Below are 21964 nucleotides of genomic sequence, written 5' to 3'. Positions count from 1 at the left end.
TGACAAGGTGGGGCCGGGCAGCCGCCCGGCCCCGGTGGGCGCTATCAGGCCTTCTCGACCAGCATGCGACCGGTCATCTCCATGTGCATGGCGTGACAGAACCACTGGCAGTAGTACCAGAACACCCCGGGCTTATCGGCGGTGAAGGTGACGCTGGCGGTCTGCTGGGGGCTGATCTCCATGGCGACACCGTGGTTGGTCATGGTGAAGCCGTGGCTGACGTCCTCGACCTGGTCGAGGTTGGTGACCACCACCGTGACCTCGTCGCCCTGCTTGACCGTGAACTCGGTCAGGCCGAACTGCGGCGCCACCGAGGTCATGTAGACCCGCACCTTGTTGCCGTCGCGGATCACCGTGTTATCGGTCTCCAGGGTGACGCCATCGGCCTCGGCCATGGCCACGGTCTCGGCGAAGAAGGGGTCGTCGCGGTCCCAGATCTTCTTGGGGTTGATCTGGTCGGCGCGCGCCAGGATGCAGTCGTGGGGCTCGGCGTAGGTGGGGCCGTCGTGGACCAGCTTCATCTCCTCGCCGGAGATGTCGATCAGCTGGTCGTTCTCCGGGTGCAGCGGGCCTACCGGCAGGAAGCGGTCCTTGGCGAACTTGGAGAGCACCACCAGCCACTTGCCATCGGCGTCCTTGGTCTCGGTGAGGCTGGCGTGGTTGTGGCCCGGCTGGTAGTGGACGTCGAGCTTCTGACGCAGGTAGTTGACCTCCTCGCCGGCGTAGGCGCGGACGGCATCCTCGATGTTCCACTTGGCCACCTGGCTGTCGATGAACAGCGTGGTGTAGGCGTTGCCGCGGCCGTCGAAGGTGGTGTGCAGCGGCCCCAGGCCCAGTTCCGGTTCGCCGACCACGGCGTCGCGAGGCTCGATGGCGTCGTCGAACAGCTCGGGCAGCTTGTCGATGGCGATGATCGAGACGGTCGGCGAGAGCTTGCCGTTGGCGATGAAGTACTTGCCGTCCGGCGAGGTGTTGAGGCCGTGGGGGTTCTTGGGCACCGGGATGTAGCGGGTCAGCTTGGAGCCCTTGCGACCGTCGAGCACCGGCACCTCGCTGTCGCCCAGGGTCCTGGACTCACCGGCGGCCACGGCGGCCTCGATCGCCTCGACATCGAATACCACCACCCAGTCGCGCTCGGCCCGCATGGTGTCGGCCAGGGTCATGCCCTTCTCGGAGTTGTAGCAGGTCGAGGCGACGAAGCGGCCGGTGTAGTCGGCGTCGGTGTTGTCGAGGTTGCCGTCGACGATCACCTGCCAGGCCACCTCCATGCTCTCGGCGTCGATGCCGTTGAACATGGTGTAGTAGCCCTCGGGGTTCTCCATGCCGCGGCCGTCGTTGACCACGCCGTCGTCATGGTGGGGGATGGGGAACTCGGCGTTGGCGAAGACGTACTTGGTGTGCGGCACCTTCTGCAGGCGCAGCCCGTGAATCGCCTGGACGTTGGGGATGGTGATGATCTTGTCCGTCTTCATGATGTCAAGACGGATGCGCGCCACCCGGGTGTTGGCCTTGTCGTTGATGAACAAGTACTTGCCGTCGTAGCTGCCGTCGGTCATGGAGATGTGCGGGTGGTGGCAGTCGCCGTTGAGGAAGCGAGCCGAGTCGCCCAGTACCCGCTTCGACTCGTTGCTGATTCCCCAGCCGGTGGCGCTGTCGATATTGAACACCGGGATGCGCATCAGCTCGCGCATGGAGGGCACGCCCAGCACCCGCACCTCGCCGGAGTGGCCGCCGCTCCAGAAGCCGTAGTATTCATCGAGCTCGCCCGGGGCGACCTCGATGCTGCCTTCGGCGGCCCGGGCTGTGCCGCTGGTGCCGAGCAGGCTGCCGGCGCCGAAGCCGCCGGCCAGGCCTGCCCCGGCCACGCCGGTCACGGCGCTGTTGCGCAGGAAGTGGCGGCGTCCGAGATTCTCGATCTCTTTCTTCTTGTCACTCATGGTCAATCCTCCTGGTAGGTCGGAATCCGCTGCAGCCCACTGCTGGCGGGTTCATGGGTCTCGACGGCGCTCTTGCCGCGGGAGAGACGCGACGCCTTTTCGAAGCGTTTGCGGCGCTTGATCATCGGCGGGCAGCGCCTGTCGTCGTGGTAGGTGATCTGGCAGTCGAGACAGTAGTGGCACTCGTTTGCGTTGATGTGACCGTCCGGGTGAATGGCGGCCACTTCGCATTCGTTGGCGCAGATCTGGCACGGGGTGCCGCAGTCGCCGCGGTGCCGCTTGAGCCAGTCGAACAGGCGCAGGCGGGCGGGAATCGCCAGGCCGGCACCCAGCGGGCAGACGTAGCGGCAGTAGAACTTGTGATTGACAGCGGAAATTGCCACCAGCACCAGGGCATAGAGCAAGAAGCCCCACTCGCGCTGGAAGCGCAGGGTGATGGCGGTCTTGAAGGGCTCTACCTCGGCGAAGCGCTCGGCGGTGCCCAGTGAGTGCAGTGACAGCGCGAATAGCCCCAGCAGGATGATGTACTTCAGCGCCCAGAGTCGTTCGTGGAGGCCAAAGGGGGGCTCGAACTGCTTCACGCCGAGCTTGCGGGCGGCCTTGTTGACCAGGTCCTGAAGGGCGCCGAAGGGGCACAGCCAGCCGCAGAACACACCGCGACCCCAGAGCAGCAGGCTGACCGCCACGAAGGACCACAGAATGAACATCATCGGGTCGATCAAGAAGGAGCCCCAGCTGAAGTCGCTGATCAGGGCGCTGGTGAAGGTCAGGATATTGACCACCGAAAGCTGGGCCAGGGAGTACCAGCCGATGAACACCAGGGTGTAGATCAGAAAGCCCAGGCGCAGTGGGCGCAGGATACGCGGATGCTTCACCAGCACGTCCTGGAACAGCATGATGCCGGTGAGCACGATCAGGCCGGCGGCGAGCACGGCGATCTGGAACGCCTTGTCCTTCCACACCTCGACCCAGATCGGCACCTCCTTGGGCGGCTCGGGGCGCTCGATATACGCCTCGGGTACGCTGTAGCCGGCGCTGAAGCGGCTGAATTCGGTATCCAGGGGGCCGGAGGCGCGGCGCACCAGTAGCTCCAGTTGCCAGGCCTGGCCGGGGTCGAAGGCGGCGCTGTCGCGAATGATGAAGATATCGCGCTCATCGAAGGGGGGAGCACCCTCGATGCCCAGGTTGCCCAGGCGGATATGGTCGCGGTCGTGGAAGCTCACCGTGTTGCCATTCTGGGAGAGCTCGAGGCGATCGAAGATCCCCCCGCGCACATAGCCCGAGCCCTTGAAGGAGTAGTCGCCGCGACCCATCACCGCGATGGCGTGTTCGCCCTCGTCGAGCCTGTCCATCAGTTGCTGGTAGCCGGTATCACCGAGCAGGTTGCGGCCGGCAGTGGGCGGGTTCAGATAGGTGTAGAACAGCTCGATAAAGGTGCGCTCGGCCGGCCGGGGTGTATGCAGGTAGTTCTCGGCCGGGGTGCCGACGAAGGAGTCATCCACCTCGCCATGGGTCAGGTGCAGGCGGCGGATGGTGCCATCGCCGGTCAGTGTGCCCCAGTCGGCCGGGGCGTAGACGTCGTCGCGGACCCGCGCCCGGGGGGTGGCAGAGGGATCTTCGATCAGCCCCTGTTCGGCGGCCACCTGGCGTGCGGCGCGCATCACGGTATCGCTGACCACGATCACCGTGACCGTGGCCCCGGAGATGGCGTCGAGGTTGTCGCCCACCTTCATGCGATCGTTGACGTGGGCGCCGACGTGGGCGTTGGCGAAGCCCTCTAGCTTCTCCTCGGGGATCCCCACCAGCATGATGGGCTCCTCGTGGCCAAGCACGTTGGCCTGGACGATCCTGCCGTCGAGGTCGATGCCCACCAGCAGGTTGACCGGCTTGCCGGAGTAGGCGGGGATCGGCGCCATCTCCACGCTCTCGAAGGCGTAGCCGAGGGCTTCGTCGCCGGCCATCACCCGGCTGACCGGCCACTGTGAGTCGGCGGGTTCGAGGCGGTCCGCCCTGGGAAAGCCTTCGCGTACCTGGTCGAGCTCCAGGGCGAGTAGCGGCTGGCTGATCAGTAGGTACAGCAGAACCAACAGCAAGCCGATAAGGCCGGCTGGCCGTAGAGTTGTCGCGGGCATGGAAAGGTCCTTTGGGGAACACCTTGGCGACACGAGGCCGCCCCCATCAGGGGGTGGGCCGGCATCTGGCCGGCCCGAGCCATTACTCCTGGCTGGAGTAGTAGGCGGCGATGTCGGCGACGTCCTCGTCGGACAGCCCCTGGGCCATCGGCGTCATCAACATGGCGTTGCCGCCCTGACGCTGACCGTCGCGGTAGGCCTTGAGGCTGCTCTCGAGGTAGGTGGCCGACTGGCCGTTCAGGTTCGGGTAGATGGGCGCCAGGCCCTTGCCATCGGTGCCGTGGCAGGCCACGCAGGTGCCGACCTTGTCCGCACCGGCTTCGGCGTTGCCGGCGGCCTGGGCGTCCATGGCCAGGACGGCACCGCCGAGCAGGGCGGCCGCGAGAATCAGTTTCATAAGGAACCTCCAGAATGCATTTTAAGTTGCCTAGAAAAGCCCGGTTGCGACAATCGACCTCACCGGGCAGCTATTGCCATCATGCCAGCCAGCGTGCTGCCTCGGCTTGACGCAGGTCATCTACAGCCTAGACCCATGAAGTAAAAAGCAAAAGGAAAATCTAATAAGGAGGTGGGAGGAGTGTCGCCAGGAGCGCCGTGACCCGGCGAGAACATTGCTGAGAGGCGCGGGAGTAGCCCCCGGCGTGGGCCGCGAGCAAGGGAGGATGAGGCCTCAGGAGGTGGGCGTGTCATCCAGCTGCAGCAGACGAATCAGCGGCTGGCGGCGCGGGCCCAGCAGGTCCTCCAGGGTGTAGTCGTCGAGCACCGCGAGGAAGGCCTCGAGTGCCTCCATCAGGATGTGCTTGAGCCGGCAGGCCGGGGTGATCACGCACTCGTTGTTGTCGCCGAAGCACTCCACCAGGGCCAGGTCACGCTCGGTGCGGCGCATCAGCTCGCCGAGCACAATGTTGCGGGGCTCCTGCCGGAGCAGCAGGCCACCGTTCTTGCCACGGATGGAGGTGATGTAGCCGTGGTGACTGAGGTCCTGGACCACCTTCATCAGGTGGTTGCGCGAGATGCCGAAGCGCTCGGCGATCTCCGTGATGGTGGAGCGACGCTCGCCCTTCACTGCCAGGTAGAGCAGCACGCGCAGCGAGTAGTCGGTAAAGCGAGTCAAGTGCATGAGAGAAAGCGTTGCCTCCTGGCGTCGTGGATCGAATCAGCGTCGAGGCCCGGTTCGGAGCGCCTCGTAGGGGGGCGAGGCCGCGCTGGTGGGGCGGCTCAGCACATAGCCGGCCACCGCAACGAATAACCCCCCCGCTGCCACCAGTCCCGGGAGCGGCACGCCGCTGGCCCACAGCGTCATCCAGCTGGCGGCCAGCAGCAGCGGTGCCAGCATCTTGGCGCGTCGCGGTATGGCACGCTGTTCGCGCCAGGCCTGCAGGGAGGGGCCGAAGCGTGGATGATCATGCAGCCAGCGCGCCAGCCGCGGTGACCCCTTGGGCGCCGACCAGGCCGCCACCAGCAGGAAGGGTGTGGTCGGCAGCAGTGGCAGCACCATGCCGGCGGTGCCGAGCCCGATACAGCCATAGGTAAGCCCGCACCAGGCGAGCCGCGAGGCGGATCCTGACATGTGGTGACCTCCCGGTCCCGAGGGCGTAGACTACATAAGTGGCAAATTACATGCATCTTAGTGTAGCGGGCAATGCGAGGATTTGCGCCATGTCAACGAAAGCCGACATCACCCGCGACACGGTGCCGGCCTGGCGGCTGTTCTTTCCCCTGGCGGCGTTGCATGCCGCGATCACGGTGCCGCTGACGCTGGCCGTATTCTACCACGGCTTGCCGCTGGGGCTCCTCGCCTCCCCTGCGGCACACGGTCGCGAACTGCTGTTCGGCTTCGCCCTGGCGGTGATCGCCGGCTACCTGCTGGGGCCGTTGTCGCGTCGCGGGCTGCTGGGGCTGGCGGCGTTATGGCTCGTCGCTCGGGTCGGTGGGCTGGTCGGGCCCGAGGCGCTGCCGGTGCTGCTGGCCGATGCCCTGTTCGCCGCACTACTCGCCTGGCGGTTGGTGCCACGCTTCCAGGCCGCCAAGAAGTGGCGCAACCGGATGCTGTCGCCGCTGCTGGGCTTGCTCTGCCTGCTGGCGGTGGCCAGCCTGGCCGGGCGCTTGATAGCGCAGGGCCTGCTGTCCCCCGCGCTGATGCGCCATGCTGTGCTCTGGCTGGTGCTGCTGATGGCCTTCATGGGTGGCCGCGTGCTGGCGCCGGCGGTCAACGGCCATCTAATGGCCAGCAGGCGTCAGGCCGGCGCCGGGGTCCAGCCGCGCCTGGAGGCGGCGCTGATCGTGCTGCTGGGGGCGACCCCGCTGCTCGCGCCCTGGCCGGCCACGGCCACCCTGGCAGCACCCCTGATGGCGGCGGCGGGGTTGGTGGTGTTGTGGCGGCTATGCCGTTGGCGCCCCTGGGCCTGCCGGCGGCGCCCCGACCTGATCGGCCTGTTGCTGGGCTATGCCTGGTTGGGAATCGGGCTGCTGCTGGCGGCGCGCGCTCTGTGGCTGGGCCAGCCGCTGGGCGGTGTGCTGCACGCCTTCACCGTGGGGGCGCTGGGGACCCTGGCCAGCGGCATCATGCTGCGCCAGGCCATCCTCAGGGCCAAGGGGCGCCCCGAGCGAGAGCCGTTGCTGCTGCCGCTGGCGCTGCTCTTCGCCGTGGCGGCCGTGCTGCGCCTGGTGGCCTTTCCGGCGGGTGCCGCCTGGCTGCCCCTGCTGTGGGCCTCCGCCCTGGCCTGGAGCCTGGCCTGGCTGCTTACCGCCTGGCGGCTTGGTGTCTGGTCGCGGCGGGTGCCGAGCCGCCCAGGGACTTGACCGGGGTCAACTACCACCACAAGGGTACCGACGCGCCGGCCCCAGGCTGGCATACTGCCCAGCATTCGGCATCGTCGCGGCGGTGCCAGAGCTTTCAACGAGGCCGTTTGACCATGCAAGACCATCTGCTCTTCAATCGCCCGCTGGTCGAGAAGTACGACCGCCCCGGGCCGCGCTACACCTCCTATCCCACGGCACCCCAGTTCCATGCGGCCTTCGCCGAGGATGACTACCGCGCCGCGGCCGAGCGCAGCAACCGCGCCGAGACGCCCAAGCCGCTGTCGGTCTATGTGCATATCCCCTTCTGCAAGAGCCTCTGCTACTACTGCGCCTGCAACAAGATCATCACCCACAACACCGAGCGGGCCGCCGAGTACCTCGAGTGGCTCCAGCAGGAGATCCGGGTGCAGGGTGCGCTGTTCGACGAGACCCGGCGCATGACCCAGCTCCACCTGGGAGGGGGTACGCCGACCTACCTGAGCAACGCCCAGCTCGGCGAGCTGATGGCCAGCCTCGACGACGCCTTCCACTTCGCGTCACCCGAGGAGCGCGAGTTCTCGCTGGAGGTAGACCCGCGCACCGTGACCCCCGAGCAGATCCATGAGCTGCACGCGCTGGGCTTCAATCGGCTGAGCTTCGGGGTGCAGGACTTCGACCCCGATGTGCAGAAGGCAGTCAACCGCGTGCAGAGCGAGGAGGATGTCGTCTCCCTCGTCCACGCCGCCCGCGCTGCGGGATTCGAGTCGGTGAGCGTCGACCTCATCTACGGCCTACCGCTGCAGACGGTGGCCAGCTTCGATACTACCCTGGACAAGATCATCGCCCTGAGCCCGGATCGCATCGCCACCTACAGCTATGCCCACCTGCCGGAGCTGTTCAAGGCTCAGCGACTGATTCGCCCCGAGGACATGCCGCCCCCGGAGCGCAAGCTGGAGCTGCTCGAGTTGACCATCCGCCGCCTCACCGAGGCCGGCTATGTCTATATCGGCATGGACCACTTCGCCCTGCCCGAGGATGAGCTGACCCTGGCCCGGGAGAACGGCACCCTGCAGCGCAATTTCCAGGGCTACTCCACCCATGCCGACTGCGACATGATCGGCCTGGGCATCACCTCCATCGGCAAGGTGGGGGACACCTACAGCCAGAACATCAAGGAGACCGCCCAGTACCAGCATCGCCTGGGCGAGGGGCGCCTGGGGGTGTTCCGCGGCTACCGCTTGAGTGACGACGACCGCCTGCGTCGCGACGTGATCAACGCCCTGATGTGCCATAACCGCATCGACTTCGCGACCATCGAGGCCGAGCACGGCATCGTCTTCCGCGACTATTTCGCCACTGCCCTGGAAGAGCTCCAGGAGATGGCCGACGACGGCCTGCTGGCGATCCGCGCTACCGAGATCGAGGTGCTGCCTGCCGGTCGGCTGATGATGCGTAACGCCGCCATGGCCTTCGATGCCTACCTGACCCACAGCAAGGGGCGCTATTCGCGCACGGTATAGAACGGTATAGAACGAAAAAAGCCACCCTCTGTGAGGGTGGCGCAAGACCGTGACTAGCAATGAGGAGGGAGAAACCATGGCAGGAGACTGGCGGTTCCTGCCGTGGTGACGGCGCCTCATCAACGCCGACAAACAAAGAGTAATCGTTCGCGTTTGGCTCGTCAACACAAATGCGAATATTTATTATTAGCGGCCCGGCTCAGGCTCCCGCCAGACGCAGCCACAGCGGCAGAGTCGCCATGGCCAGCAGGGTCTGGCCGGTGATCAGCGCCGCCATCATCTCGGCATCGCCGGCCAACTGACGGGCCAGGATATAGGCCGAGGTGGCGGTGGGCAGGGCGGCGAACAGCAGCACTACGTCACGGCTCACCGGATCCAGCCCCAGCAGCAGGGCCAGGACCAGCGCCAGGGCCGGCATCAGGGCCAGCTTCACCAGATGACTGGCCAAGATGCCACGATCGCGGCGTACCAGGGCCGCGGGGCGTAGTGCCACCCCCACCGCCACCAGGCCCAGGGGCAGGGCGGCACGCCCCAGCAGCTCCACCGTTGCCGCACTCCAGCCCGGCAGGCCGATGCCGCTGACGTTGAGGCCGATACCGATCAGGCAGCCGAGGATCAGTGGGTTGCGTCCCAGCGCTGCCAGGCTCCTGCCCAGGCTGCTGGTGCCCAGGGTGCCTGCGGCGATGAAGCTGGCCACGCACAGTACATTGACCACCGGTACCATCAGCGCCACGGCCACCGCGGCCACGGTGGCCCCCGGCGCGCCGTGGAGCGCTGCGGCGCCGGCCACGCCCACATAGGTATTGAAGCGTAGCGCGCCCTGAAAGGCCGAGGTGAAGGCGGCGGCCTCCAGGCCCAGCCGGCCACGTATCCGCCACAACAGGACGGCGAAGGTGCCCATGGCCCCCAGCAGGGAGAGTGCGACCTTGCCCACCGGCACCTGGCTGACGTCGGCGGTGGCCAGGGTGGCCACCAGCATGGCGGGAAACAGCAGGAAGTAGATCAGCCGTTCCAACTGGGGCCAGAAGTCGGCCCCGGGCTGGCGTAGCCAGCCCAGGCCCGCCCCCAGCAGGATCAGCAGGAACAGGGGGCCCAGGGCCCCCGCGACGTCCGCCATGTCGTTCTCCTTGGTCTCGTTGCCTGCGACATCGCTCCGCAGTCTGCCACAGACGAATGCTGATAAGCTTGCCGGCATCACCCCTTGCCGTGACGATCACCCCGCCATGCCCGACTCCACCACCACCGAACCGACCATCCCCCGCCCGCCGCTGCTGCGCCTGCTGGTGCTGTTCACCCTGGGCACGGTGGCCGTGGCACTGTGGTTCCTGGCCAGTCAGCTGCTGCGCGATGCGGGACAGGTGAATTGGTACCCCGAGGCGCCCGGCTGCGAGTTGAGCGCCGGGCCCTGCCTGGCCGAACTGCATGGCGAGGGACGCCTGGCGCTCGACCTCGGCGTGCGGGGCAAGATCCGGGCCCTGCAGCGCCTGCCCCTCGAGGTCACCCTCGACGGCGTGGATGCCGAGCGCGTGGTGGTGGACTTCGTGGGCCGCGACATGGACATGGGGCTGCATCGCTACCCCCTGACCCGTGCCGACGATGGCCGCTATCGTGGCGAGGGGCAGATCCCGATCTGCACCGAGGCGGTGATGCCCTGGCGGGCGCGTGTCATTGTCGAGACCGCCGATGGTAAGCTGGGCAGCGGGTTCGATTTCGATGTGGAGGGTGACGCGCCATGAGAGGCAAGGGAGTGTGGGCGGGCACCGCCCTGATCGTGCTGCTGCTGGTCGTGGGCGGCGTCGGCTGGTACCAGCAGCAGCTTGCTTCCAGCGACGATGGCGGTCCGCTCGGTGGCCCGGTGGAGCTGGCCTCGACCCAGGGCGACTTCTCGCTGACCCAGCTCGAGGAGGACCAACTGGCGGTACTCTTCTTCGGCTATACCTACTGCCCCGATGTCTGCCCGATGAGCCTGGCGGTGGTGCGCCAGGCGCTGGCCGAACTCGAGCCCGCCCAGCGCGAGCGGATCGTGCCGTTGATGGTCTCGCTGGATCCCGAGCGTGACAGCCTGGCGCGGCTGGAGGAGTATCTGGCGTTCTTCGGCGAGCGCTTCATCGGTGCCACCGGCAGCACGGCCCAGCTCGAGGAGCTGGCCGAGCGCTACGGCGTGGTGTGGCGCAGGGTCGAGGCGCCGGATTCGGCCATGGGCTACACCATCGACCATAGCTCGTCGCTCTACCTGGTCGACCGCGCGGGGGAGATCCAGCGCCGGGTGCTCTACTCGCCCTCCCATCGCGGGCTGCTCGCCGCGCTGCGCGAGACGCTCTAGCCCCCCTTTCCCTCACTCGCGACGCTCTCTCGCCACTCTCACCCGCCACCCTCACACACACCACTTTCTCATTCACCACCGGGTCTCGCCCGGCGGTGGTGATCGCTCAGCGTGCCGGCATGGCGTCCTGCAGTCGCTCCAGCATGGCCATCAGCGCGCGAGTCTGGCTGCCCTGGCGGCTGTCGTGCATGGGGTCGAGCTGCCAGGTGCTCTCGGCATAGCCCCACCAGTCCCAGCATGCCTGCGGGTTGCCCAGGCGAGCCTCGGCCTGTGGATAGAGCACGATGCGTCGGTTCTCCGCCGCCCAGGCGTTGAGCCCGGTGTGGCGTACGAAGGCCTCGCCGATCTGTTCGGCGGCCATGCTGCAGCCGTGGAGTGCCAGGCTGACCGCACAGCCACCCTCCTCGCACCCTTCCGGCACGAACAGATAGCCGGTCTCGGCCAGCCCCTTGGCGTCGAAATCGCCCTGATCGAAGCGCAGCAGCTCACCGTGCGGTGCATCGCCGGTGGGAGGCGCCTGCTCGCCGTGCAGCCAGTTCAGGGCGGCGCCGGCGATATCGCTGTCACAGGCCAGCAGGTGGGGAGAGCCCGCGTCATGGCAGTCGGCCAGTTCGCTGTCATCGAGGTGGCCAACCATGGCGTCGACGGGCCAGCCGTGGCCCACCTCGGCGTCCCGGCGCCACTGCAGCTGCGAGGGGTCGCGTAGCCAGCCCTGAAACTGCTCGACCAGCGCCTCTCCCAGCCGTGGCTCGACCACCGCGTCGGCTCCGCCGTGCCAGACATAGACCCTGAGTGACTCAAGCGCCTCGGCCTCGCCGACCAGGCCGCGCTCACGGTAGCCGGCCAGGCGCTGCTCCAGGGCCTGCATGTCGGGCATGCCGCGTCGGGTGGTCATGCACTGGCCCAGGGCCAGCCCCAGCGAGCCCTGGGCACAGGACCAGGGCCCCGCGGCGAGCACGCCGAGCCCGGCGAAGCGTTCCGGCCAGGCCACGGCCAGTTGGGTCGCCATATAGCCACCCGAGGAGATACCGATGACGCTGGCATTCTCGGAGCTGGCGGCCAGGGCCGGGAGCGGCCGGGGGGAAGGGGGGGGCTCGGCGAGCAGCGAAGTCGTGGGCAGCATTGCAAGGATCGCGCCGGCTGCCCAGGTGGTCGGGCGAGACTTAATCACCGGCCTGGTTATCGCTGGCGGCTTCGTCGACGCCGTCGGCAATGTCCTCTTCGGCGGCGGCTTCATCGGCGCCGTCGACGGATGATGCCTGCGCGTCGTTGATGCCGAGCAACTCGACCTTGAAGATCAGGGTCTCGTAGGGACCGATGGGACCCTGACCCTGGGCGCCGTAGGCGAGCTCATGGGGAATGACGATCTCCCAGGTGTCACCCACGCTCATCAGCTGTAGGGCTTCCTGCCAGCCCTCGATCACCTGGTCGACGCGAAAGCTGACCGGGTTGCCGCGCGAGTAGGAGCTGTCGAAGACGGTGCCGTCGATCAGGGTGCCCTCGTAATGCACCTCGACGCTGTCCTGGGCGCCAGGGGTGGCGCCGTCACCGGAGGCCAGCTCGCGATACTGCAGGCCGGTGTCGGTGGTCTCGACACCTTCGCGCTCGGCGTTCTCGGCCAGGTAGGCCTCGCCCTCGGCGCGGTTGGCCTCGGCGGCGGCTTCGGCCTCCGCCTGACGGGCCGCAGCGGCCTGCTGCTGGAAGGCCATCAGTGCCTCGGCCATCTCCTCGTCGCTCATCTCGAGGTCGTCGCCGGCGAAGACATCCTGGATGGCCTGGGTGAAGGCGTCGACATCGAGCTCCTCGACATCCTGCTGGATGCTCTGGCCCAGGGTCACGCCCAGGCTGTAGCCCAGCTTCTCTTCATCGCTTTCTGGGGCACCCAGTGCCAGGGGCGTGGCACCCAGCAGGGCGGCGAGTGAGGCGGTGGTCAGCAGTCGTTTCATGTAGCTCTCTTGTGATTCCAGCTTGTGATTCCGGCGCCGGTGGCGCCTGGGGTGAATGCGAATCATGGGACTCTAACAGGGCCGGTCAGGTTCCGCATCCGAGCGAAACCGGGACGCTGAGGAGGGTCAGACCACCAGGGTGGGGCAGTGGGCGGAACCCGCCACGCGCTGGGCGACACTCCCCAGCAGCAGGCTCTTGTCGCCGCCGGTGCCCTGGGCGCCGATCACGATCAGGTCGCACTCGCGCTTGCGGGCGAAGCGCACGATGGTACGCGAGGGGCGGCCGGCCTTGACGAAGGCGCGTAGCTTGTCGGCTGGCACGCCCATGTCGATGGACTGATTCTTGGCGTGCACGGCGATCTCGGTGGCGTACTCCTTGAGGACGTCGTGGGGTATCTCCACCTTGTCGGGCACGATGGAGAGCGATGCCTCGAGCAGGCTATGGTGCTTGAAGACGCACAGCAGATAGAGCTCCGCGCCGGTCAGCAGTTGTAGCCCCACGCCCTTCTCGAGCGCCTTGAGAGCACCCTTGGAGCCATCCACCGGGATCAGGATCCGATTGAACATGGTTCTCTCTCCTTGGCCTCAGTTGAACGCTATGTCGCGCAGGAACAGGGCGATCTGCGGGAACATGATCAGCAGTGCCGCGGCCAGTATCAGCATGAAGATAAAGGGTGGCGTGCCCTTGATCACATCCAGATAGGGACGCTTGAAGATCGCGATGGCGGTAAAGATGTCACAGCCGAAGGGGGGCGTGGCCGAGCCGATGGCGACCTGCAGGGTGATCAGGATACCCACCAGCACCGGGTCGAGACCGGTGGCCTCGATGGCCGGCGCGAAGATTGGCGTCAGCACCAGGATCACCACGATGGGGTCGACGAACATGCAGGCGACGAAGAAAGCCACGCAGATGGCGATCAGCACGCCGACCGGCCCCGCCTCGTTGATGCCCACCGCCTCGAGGATCGCCTGGGGGATCTGCGCGAAGGAGATGATCCAGGAGAAGCCGTTGCCGGCGGCGACCAGGATGAACACCACCGCGGTGATCAGTCCGGTGGACTTGGCGATGGTGTAGATGTGCTGCAGCTTCAGCGAGCGGAAGACGATGAACTCCAGGAAGACCGCATAGAGCACGCAGGCGGCGGCCGCCTCGGTGGGGCTGAAGATGCCACCATAGATGCCGCCGACGATAATCACCGGGAAGCCCAGCGGCCACAGCGCCTGACGAACGGCGGTGAGTCGCTCGCTCCAGGTCGCCCTGGGCTCGGTGGGAACACCGCGGATCACTGCATAGGCGACGCAGTAGGCCGAGAACATCGCCAGGATCAACAGCCCGGGCCCAATACCGGCGATAAACAGCTCGGCAATGGAGGTTTCGGAGATGACCCCGTAGATGATCATGCCGATGCTCGGCGGAATCAGGAAGGCGATATCACTGGCATTGATGATCAGCGCCAGGGTAAAGGAGTCGGAATAACCGGCCTTGAGCATCTTGGGGCGCAGCGGCGAGCCGACCGCCACCACGGTGGCCTGGGTGGAGCCGGATACCGCCCCGAACAGGGTGCATGAGGTGGCGGTCGAGACCGCCAGGCCGCCCTTTATATGGCCGATGAAGGACATCACCATGGCGATCAGGCGGTCCGCCGACTGGCCGCGGGTCATGATATCGGCGGCAAGGATGAACATCGGTACTGCGATCAGCGAGGCGGGACGGATACCGGCCATCATCTGCTGGATCAGGGTGTCCATCTGGCCCAGGCCATTGAACATCATGAAGAAGCCGATCGCCGCCGCGGTGATCAGCGGGATCATCATCGGAAAGCCCAACAGCAGCAGGGCGATCATGGTGCAAACCATTATGGTGGTCATTGTGCGTTCCCCTCGGGCCTTCGCCCTGCATCAGACTTCCGTTTCTGTATCCTTGTAGCCATCCAGCACACTGGTCGACAGGTAGACATCCCTGGAGGTCATGTTCTTGATGGCGGTAAGCAGATACTGGATCCCGGTGATCAGAAACCCCAGTGGCGCCCAGACGTAGATCCACCAGATCGGAAAGCCCAGTGCCGGCAGCACCCGCCCCTTGGATTGCAGGTCGAGGATGTAGATCACCGAGTAATAGAGCAGGAAGAACATCACCAGCGAGGTGAACAGGGAGATGATGATCATCAGGGCGCGGCGTCCGCTTACCGGCAGGGCATCGTAGATGGCCGACATGCGGATATGCCGGCCATGGCGCGCCGCATAGCCGATACCGGCGAAGGTGATCATGATGATCAGGATGCGGTTGATCTCGCCGGTAAAGAAGATGCTGTCGCCGATCACGAAGCGAGCGATGACGTTGGCGATGGTGTTGACGGCCATCAACAGCACGCCCATGGCCAGCAGCACCGACTCCAGCTTGCTGATCAGGGTATCGACCACCCCCAGGGGTCCGGGGAGGCCGGAGCGATAGGCCTTTTCGGCTTCTTCATCTGTCATGGCTGCACTCCCTTCAGCATGCAGTGTGGTAAGACGCGTCTCGACAGTCAGGATACGCCCTGCAGAGCCGTGGCGTGGCCAGGAGGTCAACGCTGGGTGCACGCAGTGCGGCCCCGCAAGCTGCTGTCATCGTTGTAACGAACAGGGGGTGGCCCGATATGGGCCACCCCCTGAGCATGGCGGTGGGAGGCAGTTACTCCTCGCTGGAGGTCACGGCCTCGAGGTCGGCCTTGAACTGCTCGAGCAGCTCGGCACCGCCCTCGCCGGCCATCTCGATGTAGGCCTGCTCGACCTGCGGCGCACGCTCGCGCAGCGACTGCATCTGCGCCTCGTCCAGGCGCGTGTAGGTGCAGTTGTCGCAGTCCTCCTTGATCTTGTTCAGGGCTTCCTCGGCGAGGCCCTGGATATGCTCGATGGTGTGGTCATAGGCCGCTTCCGAGGCGTCACGCACGAGCTGCTGATCCTCCTCGGAGAGGCCATCGAAGAAGTCCTGGTTGGCCATCATGGCGGTGGTGAACCAGCCGTGACCGGTGAACACAAGGTTCGGTGATACCTCGTAGAGGCCGCCGGACTGAATCCAGAAGATCGGGTTCTCCTGGCCGTCGAGGATGCCGGTCTGCAGGGCGCCGTAGACCTCACCCCAGGGCAGCGGCGTAGGGGTCGCACCGAAGGCGTTGTAGGTCTCGGAGAGCAGCGGGTTGGTCATCACGCGGATCTTCTTGTTCTGGAAGTCCTCCACGGATTCGATGGGCTCATCGGTGGTGATCACCATCTCGCCCTCGGGATACATCTGCAGCAGCTCCAGGCCCTGTTCCGCGTAGAGCTCGGGGAACATCTCGTTGATGGCCTTGCTCTCGGCGAAGAATTCGATGACGGTCTCTTCGTCGGTGGGCAGCAGGTAGGGGACGAAGAATATCTGGGCCTCGGGAATCAGCGAACCGGTGAAGCCCGGTGACTGGTTGACGAACTGCAGGATGCCATTCTGGGTCTGCTCCATGATGTCGTCGGATTCGCCCAGCTCGCCGAAGCGGTAAACCTGCACGCTGTGGTCGGAGTTTGCCTCGACATACTCCTTGAAGGCCACGGCGAAGACGTCCTGCACGTCGCCCTCGTACTCCTCATGGGCATAGCGCCAGTTGTCGGCCATGGCGGCGGAGGTCATGCCGAACATCAGTGCGCCGATACCGGCGGTGGTCAACAGTTTGTGTGACTTCATTCTTGTGGTCCCTCTGCAGGTTTTGCCCAGGGAGTCGCAAACGCTCCCCACGCGACATCTGGTGAATTCACATTCACACGGCTGATTTTTCAGGCTAGCGTGGCCCCCAGGGAGGGTCAAGGCGCGACACCAGGCGATTGAGCGTTGAAAGATGGGCTTTTTTCTGTAGTTGCAGGGCATTCGAAAGAAGTTCCTGTGGTGCCGGATCGCCGGTGTCGCGCGGGCGCAGCGGCCGGGTCATCGCCACGGCCTCCAGGCGTGCGAGCGCCTCGCGTTCGGCCTGCAGCTCGGCTCGCTTGAGGGTCTCGCGCAGCCTGGCGACTCCTTCGCTCTCGGCGGCGGCGGCCTTGAGTTCGCGGCGTAGCCGGCGCAGTGGGCGAGTCACTCCCCGCTGCCAGCGGCGCACCTCGACGAGGCCCGCCTCGCCGTCGGGCCCTGGAATGGCGCCGTGGTGCAGCAGCCAGCAGCGCCACAGCAACTCGCAGACGTCGACGCCGGCATCGTCCTGCAGCCGCAGGCAGGCGGCCTCGATGCCCGGGCGGGCGTAGAGCGCCAGGGCGAAGGGCCATAGCGGCGCCTGGGAGAGTCGGCACCGCAAGGTGGCCAGCATTTCGGTAGAATCGTCGGTCATGGTTTTTTCGTCGCCGCGTCGAGCGGCGGCCGCATCCTCGTGGAGCCCGCATGATCGCACTGCGCCAAGTTTCCCTGCAACGCGGCACCCAGGCCCTGCTGGAGGGCGCCGACCTCACCCTGCACGCCGGCCACAAGGCGGGCATCGTCGGCCCCAACGGGGCCGGCAAGTCGAGCCTGTTCAAGCTGCTGCTCGGCGAGCTGGCGCCGGATCGCGGCGAGGTAGAGATGAGTGGCGGCCAGCGCATCGCTCATATGGCCCAGGAGGTGGAGGCGCTGGACCGCTCGTTGCTCGATCACGTCCTTGACGGCCATGCCGAGCTGCGTCGGGTCGAGGCGGCCCTGGAGGCCGCCAGGGAGGCGGGCGACGACCATCGCGAGGCGGAGCTGCACGGTGTCATCGAGGCACTCGACGGCTACAGCGCCCCGGCCAGGGCCGCCCAGCTGCTGGTGGGCCTGGGCTTTTCGCAGGCCGACCTCGATCGCCCCCTGGCATCCTTCTCCGGGGGCTGGCGGATGCGCGTCAACCTGGCACGCACCCTGTTCATGCCCTCCGACCTGCTGCTGCTCGACGAGCCCACCAACCACCTCGACCTCGACGCCTTGCTGTGGCTGGAGCAGTGGCTGACGCGCTATCCCGGCACCCTGCTGCTGATCTCTCACGACCGCGACTTCCTGGACGCGGTGTGCGACAGCATCGTGCACTTCGATCGCCGCTCCCTGGTGCTCTACCGCGGCAACTACACCACCTTCGAGCGCACCCGGGCCGAGAAGCTGGCGCTGCAGCAGGCCGAGGCCGCCAAGCAGCAGGCGCGGCGCGAGGAGATCGAGCGCTTCGTGGCTCGTTTTCGTGCCAAGGCCACCAAGGCGCGCGCCGCCCAGAGCCGCCTGAAGATGCTCGAGCGCATGGGCGATATCGCCGTGGCCCATGCCGACTCGCCCTTCCACTTCACCCTGCCCGCCGCAGACAAGACCTCCCACCCGCTGCTGGTGCTGGACGAGGCGCGGCTGGGCTATTGCTCCGTGGGGGGCGAGCCGGGGGTGGAGAGGGTCCAGCTCGACAACGTCAGGCTGACGCTGCTGCCCGGGCAGCGTATCGGCCTGCTGGGCCCCAACGGCGCCGGCAAGTCGACCCTGATCAAGACGCTGACCGGTGAGCTCCCGCTGCTCGCCGGCAAGCGCATCGCGGGGGAGCATCTCAAGGTCGGCTATTTCGCCCAGCACCAGCTGGAGGGGCTGGATCTCGCCGCCACCCCCTTCATGCATGTGCAGCGCCTCTCGCCCACCGCCAGCGACCAGGAGATCCGCAACTTCCTGGGTGGCTTCGGCTTTCCGGGTGACGATGTCTTCGGTGAGGTGGGGCGCTTCTCGGGGGGCGAGAAGGCGCGCCTGGCGCTGGCCCTGGTAGCCTGGCAGAAGCCCAACCTGCTGCTGCTCGACGAGCCCACCAACCACTTGGATCTCGAGATGCGCGAGGCGCTGACCGAGGCCCTGGCGGGCTTCGAGGGTACGGTGATCATCGTCTCCCACGACCGCCACCTGCTGCGCGCCAGCGTGGATGAGTTCTGGCGGGTGGCCGACCATCGGGTGGAGCCCTTCGACGGTGACCTGGAGGACTATCGCCTGTGGCTCAAGGCGCGCCTGGAGGGCGAGCGACGAGGGGCCCGCGGCGACAGCGATGAGCGCCAGCTCGAAGGGGGCACGCCCAGGGAGGATCGCAAGGCGTCGCGTCGCGCCGCCGCCGAGCTGCGCGAGAAGCTGCGTCCGCTGAAGAAGCAGCGCGATCGCGCCGAGCAGGCCATGGAGAAGGTCCAGACGGAGCTTGCCGGGGTGGAGGAGGTACTTGGTGATGCCGAGCTCTATACCGATCCCGCCCGCAAGCAAGAGCTCACCGCGACCCTGGCCCGCCAGGGTGAGCTCAAGTCCCGCCTCGACGACCTGGAGGCGGAGTGGCTCGCCGCCGAGGAGGCGCTGGAAACCATGGAGGCCGAACTCGGTGGCTAATTCGGCTAGGTGGCGGTTCACGCCGGGGCAGCGTGAGTCGCGACCCCCGGGTTGAAACCCTGGCGCCGCGCTCGCGACCTGTCCGTCGGGTCACAACATAATCCCTCACGGGTGACCCTCGCTCGCCATCCCTGGCGAGCGCCGGACGTCGCTTCGCTTGCGCCAGCAACCCGGGGTATATGTCGCTTACGCGCTTCCCCGGCGTCGCCCAAGCGGCTCGGCTTCGGCAGGCATCAGCTCTCCAGCAGGAAGGTCACCGGGCCGTCATTGACCAGCGCGACCTGCATATTGGCGGCGAACTCGCCGCTGGCGACCTTCGGCCAGGCGGCTTCGGCGCGCTCCAGCAGTTGATGGAAGAGGCGGTCGCCATCGGCGGGCGGGGCCGCGCTGGAGAAGCTGGGGCGCAGCCCCTTGCGGGTATCCGCGGCCAGGGTGAACTGGGAGACCAGCAGCAGGCCACCATCGACCTGCTGCAGATTGAGGTTCATCTTGCCATCGGCATCGCTGAACACGCGGTAGTGCAGCAGCTTGTGAAGCAGCCGTGCCACCGCGTCGTCGTCGTCACCCTTCTCCACCCCCACCAGGGCCAGCAGGCCATGGTCGATGGCGCCCACGGTGCGCCCCTCCACTGTCACGCTGGCGCGGGTCACGCGCTGGATCAGTGCCTTCATTACGGCTCTCCCTGACGTTCTAGGCGGCGCCAAGGGTAGCATGCCGGGGTGCCGGAGGCGCTTGTAGCGCTGAGCCTTACCAGGCGCGGCACAGCATGATGTCGCAGTGGGGCTCGGCGAGCAGCGACTCGGTGATCTGGCTATGCCGGCCCAGCTGGCCGCGACTGCCCAGCGCCAGCAGGTCGGGCGGCTGACGCCGCAGGCGGTTCATCAGCACCTCCAGGGGGGCGCCCTGCTCCAGCACCAGTTCCACCTCCGGGACGTCGTCCAGTTCGGCCATCAGGCGCTCCACCTCGGCCTCCAGCTGGCTCTGCAGGCGCGCCACCTCGCGGTCGCGCCAGCGGGCGAAGTCGCCGCGTGAGCCGAGCTCGCGCTCGCCGGGGATATCCCAGGCATGGAGCAGGGTCAGGCGGGTGTCGGGGAAGCGACGCAGGGTCTCGCGCAGGGTATGGCGCGAGGTGAGAGAGAAGTCCATGGGCAACAGGATCTCCTCCCAGCCCTGGCTGGCGGTGTGGCTCACCGAGAGCACCGGGCAGGGGGCGCCGCGCAGCACCCGGGCCAGGGTGGTGCCGGCCACCAGGTCGGGCTGGCCCCGCTTGCGGTGAGCCCCCAGCACGATCATGTCTACCTCGCGCTCGTGGGCCTCGCGGATGATCTCGGCATAGGGGGCGCCGGTGACCGTCTGCATCATCACCGGCGGTTCGGGCAGGGCGTAGTCCTCGCGGATATCGGTGAGGGTCGCCTGCATGTCGGCCACCACGGCCTCCTCCAGGTCGTGGAGCACGCGGCGGGGCAGGTAGGGGTCGAGCACGTGGATGACGTCGAGACGGGCGCCCTGTTCACCGGCCAGGCGCACCGCCCTGGCGAAGGCGGCGCGGTTCTCGGCCGAGAGGTCGCAGGCAAACAGCAGGGTCGGGGGCATGACGGCTCCTTGGCGTGGCGCCACGGCGGTGTAGACCTTCAGCATGGGAGGCGCCAGCCGGGCCTGCAAGGCGAGATGTGCGAAAGGTCGCTACCACCAGGCGTGGAAATGGTGCACCGGCCCGTGGCCGTGCCCCACGTCCAGGCGCTGGCTGGCGGCCAGGGCCGCGCCGAGCCAGCGCTTGGCCGCGGCCACCGCCTGCTCCAGGCTGTCGCCCTGGGCCAGGCGTGCGGCGATCGCCGAGGAGAGGGTGCAGCCGGTGCCGTGGAGGTTGGTGGTATCCACCCGGGCGCCTTCGATCCAGGTGGCCGCCTCGCGGGTGATCAGCAGGTCGGGACACTCCTCTCCCACCAAGTGGCCGCCCTTGAGCAGGGTGGCCCCGGCGCCCAGTTCGCGTAGCGCCGGGGCGAGGGCCAGCATGCCGTGGCGGTCGATCGGGGCCGGAACGCCCAGCAGTACCGCCGCCTCGGGCAGGTTGGGGGTGATCAGGTCGGCCTGGGGCACCAGCACCTCGCGTACGGCGCGGATGCCGGCGTCATCCACGAGGATATCGCCGCTCTTGGCCACCATCACCGGGTCGAGCACTACCCAGCGTGGCCGGCGTCGCGCCAGGGCGTCGCGGATCACCTCGGCCACCTCACGGCTGGCCACCATGCCGATCTTCACCGCATCGAGGCGTACATCGTCGAGCAGGGTCTCGAGCTGGACGGCGATGAAGTTGGCGGGCACCGGGTGAACCCCGCTGACGCCACGGGTATTCTGGGCGGTCAGCGCAGTGATCACGCTGGTCGCATAGGTGCCCAGCGCAGAGAAGGTCTTGAGATCGGCCTGGATGCCGGCGCCGCCGCTGGGGTCGGAGCCGGCGATGGTCAGGGCGTTGGGAATCGAGTCTGGGAGGGTCATCGCGGTCATGTCGTCATGGAGTCAATGTTACTGCAGCAGCCTGCTGCTGCAGTGGCGAAGGATACGGCCATCCTGAGCCTCTTCCTGGTGGCCCTGGCCAGTGCCACCCTGCTGCCCGGCGGTTCGGAAGTGTGGCTGGCCCGGCTGTGGTGCCTGGAGCAGCCGGCCCTGGGGCTGTGGGCGGTGGCCACCGCCGGCAATACCCTGGGTAGCCTGGTCAACGTGGCCTTGGGTCGCTACGCGCGCCACTTCCAGGGGCGCCGCTGGTTTCCCGCCTCGCCGGCGGGCCTGGCGCGCGCCGAGCGGTGGTACCGGCGTTTCGGCGAGTGGAGCCTGCTGGTCTCCTGGGTACCGCTGGTCGGCGACCCGCTCACCGTACTGGCCGGACTCTTCCGGCTGCCCTGGTGGCGGGCCATCCTGCTGATCGGGTTGGCCAAGGCGGGGCGCTATGCGCTGGTGCTATGGCTCGCCGAGGCTTGGCTGGCCCCGCTCTGCCGGTAG

General features: G+C 67.1%; 22 protein-coding genes. 6 read left to right on the top strand and 16 right to left on the bottom strand.

Annotated features, from left to right (window positions below; all coding sequences use genetic code 11):
* Positions 1 to 44: 44 nt before the first annotated feature.
* The 5 genes from nosZ to NFH66_RS17180 all read right to left on the bottom strand — a co-directional run bounded on the left by nosZ (position 45) and on the right by NFH66_RS17180 (position 5639).
* Entirely contained in the window at positions 45 to 1937 is a 1893-nt protein-coding gene (nosZ, locus tag NFH66_RS17200; protein ID WP_349611508.1) for a TAT-dependent nitrous-oxide reductase, read from the bottom strand.
* 2 nt (positions 1938 to 1939) lie between these two features.
* Complete coding sequence (nosR, locus tag NFH66_RS17195) at positions 1940 to 4069, bottom strand: transcriptional regulator NosR (protein ID WP_349611507.1); 2130 nt, start codon at positions 4067 to 4069, stop codon at positions 1940 to 1942.
* Between the two features lie 82 nt (positions 4070 to 4151).
* Positions 4152 to 4466, bottom strand: a complete 315-nt coding sequence (locus NFH66_RS17190) for a c-type cytochrome (RefSeq protein WP_349611506.1) — start codon at positions 4464 to 4466, stop codon at positions 4152 to 4154.
* Between the two features lie 273 nt (positions 4467 to 4739).
* Positions 4740 to 5189, bottom strand: a complete 450-nt coding sequence (locus tag NFH66_RS17185) for an RrF2 family transcriptional regulator (protein WP_349611505.1) — start codon at positions 5187 to 5189, stop codon at positions 4740 to 4742.
* Positions 5190 to 5225: 36 nt separating this feature from the next.
* Positions 5226 to 5639, bottom strand: coding sequence for a YbaN family protein (locus NFH66_RS17180; protein WP_349611502.1), 414 nt, complete (start codon positions 5637 to 5639; stop codon positions 5226 to 5228).
* A gap of 89 nt (positions 5640 to 5728) precedes the next feature.
* Here NFH66_RS17180 and NFH66_RS17175 point away from each other — a divergent pair, with 89 nt between their 5' ends.
* A complete protein-coding gene (locus NFH66_RS17175) occupies positions 5729 to 6871 on the top strand; it encodes an NnrS family protein (RefSeq protein ID WP_349611500.1) in 1143 nt (380 codons plus the stop codon).
* A 113-nt stretch (positions 6872 to 6984) separates the two neighbouring features.
* Positions 6985 to 8370 carry an oxygen-independent coproporphyrinogen III oxidase gene (hemN, locus tag NFH66_RS17170; RefSeq protein WP_349611499.1) on the top strand — a complete coding sequence of 462 codons (1386 nt, stop codon included), beginning with the start codon at positions 6985 to 6987 and terminating at the stop codon, positions 8368 to 8370.
* 199 nt (positions 8371 to 8569) lie between these two features.
* On the opposite strand, the gene NFH66_RS17165 is transcribed toward hemN, so the two are convergent.
* The gene (locus NFH66_RS17165) at positions 8570 to 9487 is read right to left on the bottom strand and encodes an AEC family transporter (protein WP_349611497.1); all 918 of its coding nucleotides are present in this window, start codon (positions 9485 to 9487) and stop codon (positions 8570 to 8572) included.
* A gap of 106 nt (positions 9488 to 9593) precedes the next feature.
* Here NFH66_RS17165 and NFH66_RS17160 point away from each other — a divergent pair, with 106 nt between their 5' ends.
* Both NFH66_RS17160 and NFH66_RS17155 read left to right on the top strand, forming a co-directional pair.
* Positions 9594 to 10106 carry a hypothetical protein gene (locus NFH66_RS17160; protein ID WP_349611495.1) on the top strand — a complete coding sequence of 171 codons (513 nt, stop codon included), beginning with the start codon at positions 9594 to 9596 and terminating at the stop codon, positions 10104 to 10106.
* Positions 10103 to 10693, top strand: coding sequence for an SCO family protein (locus tag NFH66_RS17155; RefSeq protein ID WP_349611493.1), 591 nt, complete (start codon positions 10103 to 10105; stop codon positions 10691 to 10693). Before NFH66_RS17160 ends, NFH66_RS17155 begins: the two co-directional genes overlap by 4 nt.
* A 106-nt stretch (positions 10694 to 10799) precedes the next feature.
* On the opposite strand, the gene NFH66_RS17150 is transcribed toward NFH66_RS17155, so the two are convergent.
* The 7 genes from NFH66_RS17150 to NFH66_RS17120 form a co-directional block, all read right to left on the bottom strand.
* Positions 10800 to 11816: a PHB depolymerase family esterase gene (locus tag NFH66_RS17150; RefSeq protein WP_349611491.1), complete on the bottom strand. Its 1017-nt coding sequence runs from the start codon at positions 11814 to 11816 to the stop codon at positions 10800 to 10802.
* 40 nt (positions 11817 to 11856) lie between these two features.
* Complete coding sequence (bamJ, locus tag NFH66_RS17145; RefSeq protein ID WP_349611489.1) at positions 11857 to 12639, bottom strand: BamJ family beta-barrel-assembly machinery protein; 783 nt, start codon at positions 12637 to 12639, stop codon at positions 11857 to 11859.
* A gap of 126 nt (positions 12640 to 12765) precedes the next feature.
* Positions 12766 to 13206 (bottom strand): universal stress protein, encoded by a 441-nt coding sequence (locus NFH66_RS17140; RefSeq protein WP_349611488.1) that lies wholly within the window; start codon positions 13204 to 13206, stop codon positions 12766 to 12768.
* Between the two features lie 18 nt (positions 13207 to 13224).
* Positions 13225 to 14508, bottom strand: coding sequence for a TRAP transporter large permease (locus NFH66_RS17135; protein WP_349611487.1), 1284 nt, complete (start codon positions 14506 to 14508; stop codon positions 13225 to 13227).
* Positions 14509 to 14538: 30 nt separating this feature from the next.
* Positions 14539 to 15117: a TRAP transporter small permease gene (locus NFH66_RS17130; protein WP_349611485.1), complete on the bottom strand. Its 579-nt coding sequence runs from the start codon at positions 15115 to 15117 to the stop codon at positions 14539 to 14541.
* A 193-nt stretch (positions 15118 to 15310) separates the two neighbouring features.
* Positions 15311 to 16333: a TRAP transporter substrate-binding protein gene (locus NFH66_RS17125; RefSeq protein ID WP_349611484.1), complete on the bottom strand. Its 1023-nt coding sequence runs from the start codon at positions 16331 to 16333 to the stop codon at positions 15311 to 15313.
* Positions 16334 to 16427: 94 nt separating this feature from the next.
* The gene (locus tag NFH66_RS17120; protein WP_349611483.1) at positions 16428 to 16964 is read right to left on the bottom strand and encodes a TIGR02444 family protein; all 537 of its coding nucleotides are present in this window, start codon (positions 16962 to 16964) and stop codon (positions 16428 to 16430) included.
* A gap of 50 nt (positions 16965 to 17014) precedes the next feature.
* Here NFH66_RS17120 and NFH66_RS17115 point away from each other — a divergent pair, with 50 nt between their 5' ends.
* The gene (locus NFH66_RS17115) at positions 17015 to 18967 is read left to right on the top strand and encodes an ATP-binding cassette domain-containing protein (RefSeq protein ID WP_349611482.1); all 1953 of its coding nucleotides are present in this window, start codon (positions 17015 to 17017) and stop codon (positions 18965 to 18967) included.
* 233 nt (positions 18968 to 19200) lie between these two features.
* Here NFH66_RS17115 and dtd read toward each other — a convergent pair whose 3' ends face one another.
* From dtd to thiD, 3 genes are all read right to left on the bottom strand, one after another.
* Positions 19201 to 19638 (bottom strand): D-aminoacyl-tRNA deacylase, encoded by a 438-nt coding sequence (gene dtd, locus NFH66_RS17110; RefSeq protein ID WP_349611480.1) that lies wholly within the window; start codon positions 19636 to 19638, stop codon positions 19201 to 19203.
* Positions 19639 to 19714: 76 nt separating this feature from the next.
* Entirely contained in the window at positions 19715 to 20560 is an 846-nt protein-coding gene (locus NFH66_RS17105; RefSeq protein ID WP_349611478.1) for a universal stress protein, read from the bottom strand.
* 90 nt (positions 20561 to 20650) lie between these two features.
* Positions 20651 to 21463 carry a bifunctional hydroxymethylpyrimidine kinase/phosphomethylpyrimidine kinase gene (thiD, locus tag NFH66_RS17100; protein ID WP_349611476.1) on the bottom strand — a complete coding sequence of 271 codons (813 nt, stop codon included), beginning with the start codon at positions 21461 to 21463 and terminating at the stop codon, positions 20651 to 20653.
* 69 nt (positions 21464 to 21532) lie between these two features.
* Between thiD and NFH66_RS17095 the strand changes: the two genes are divergently transcribed.
* On the top strand, positions 21533 to 21964 hold the full coding sequence (locus NFH66_RS17095; protein ID WP_349611770.1) for a YqaA family protein: 432 nt from the start codon (positions 21533 to 21535) through the stop codon (positions 21962 to 21964).

Source organism: Halomonas sp. H10-9-1, assembly GCF_040147005.1.
Lineage (GTDB): Bacteria > Pseudomonadota > Gammaproteobacteria > Pseudomonadales > Halomonadaceae > Halomonas.
This window is presented reverse-complemented; position numbering and strand designations above follow the sequence as displayed.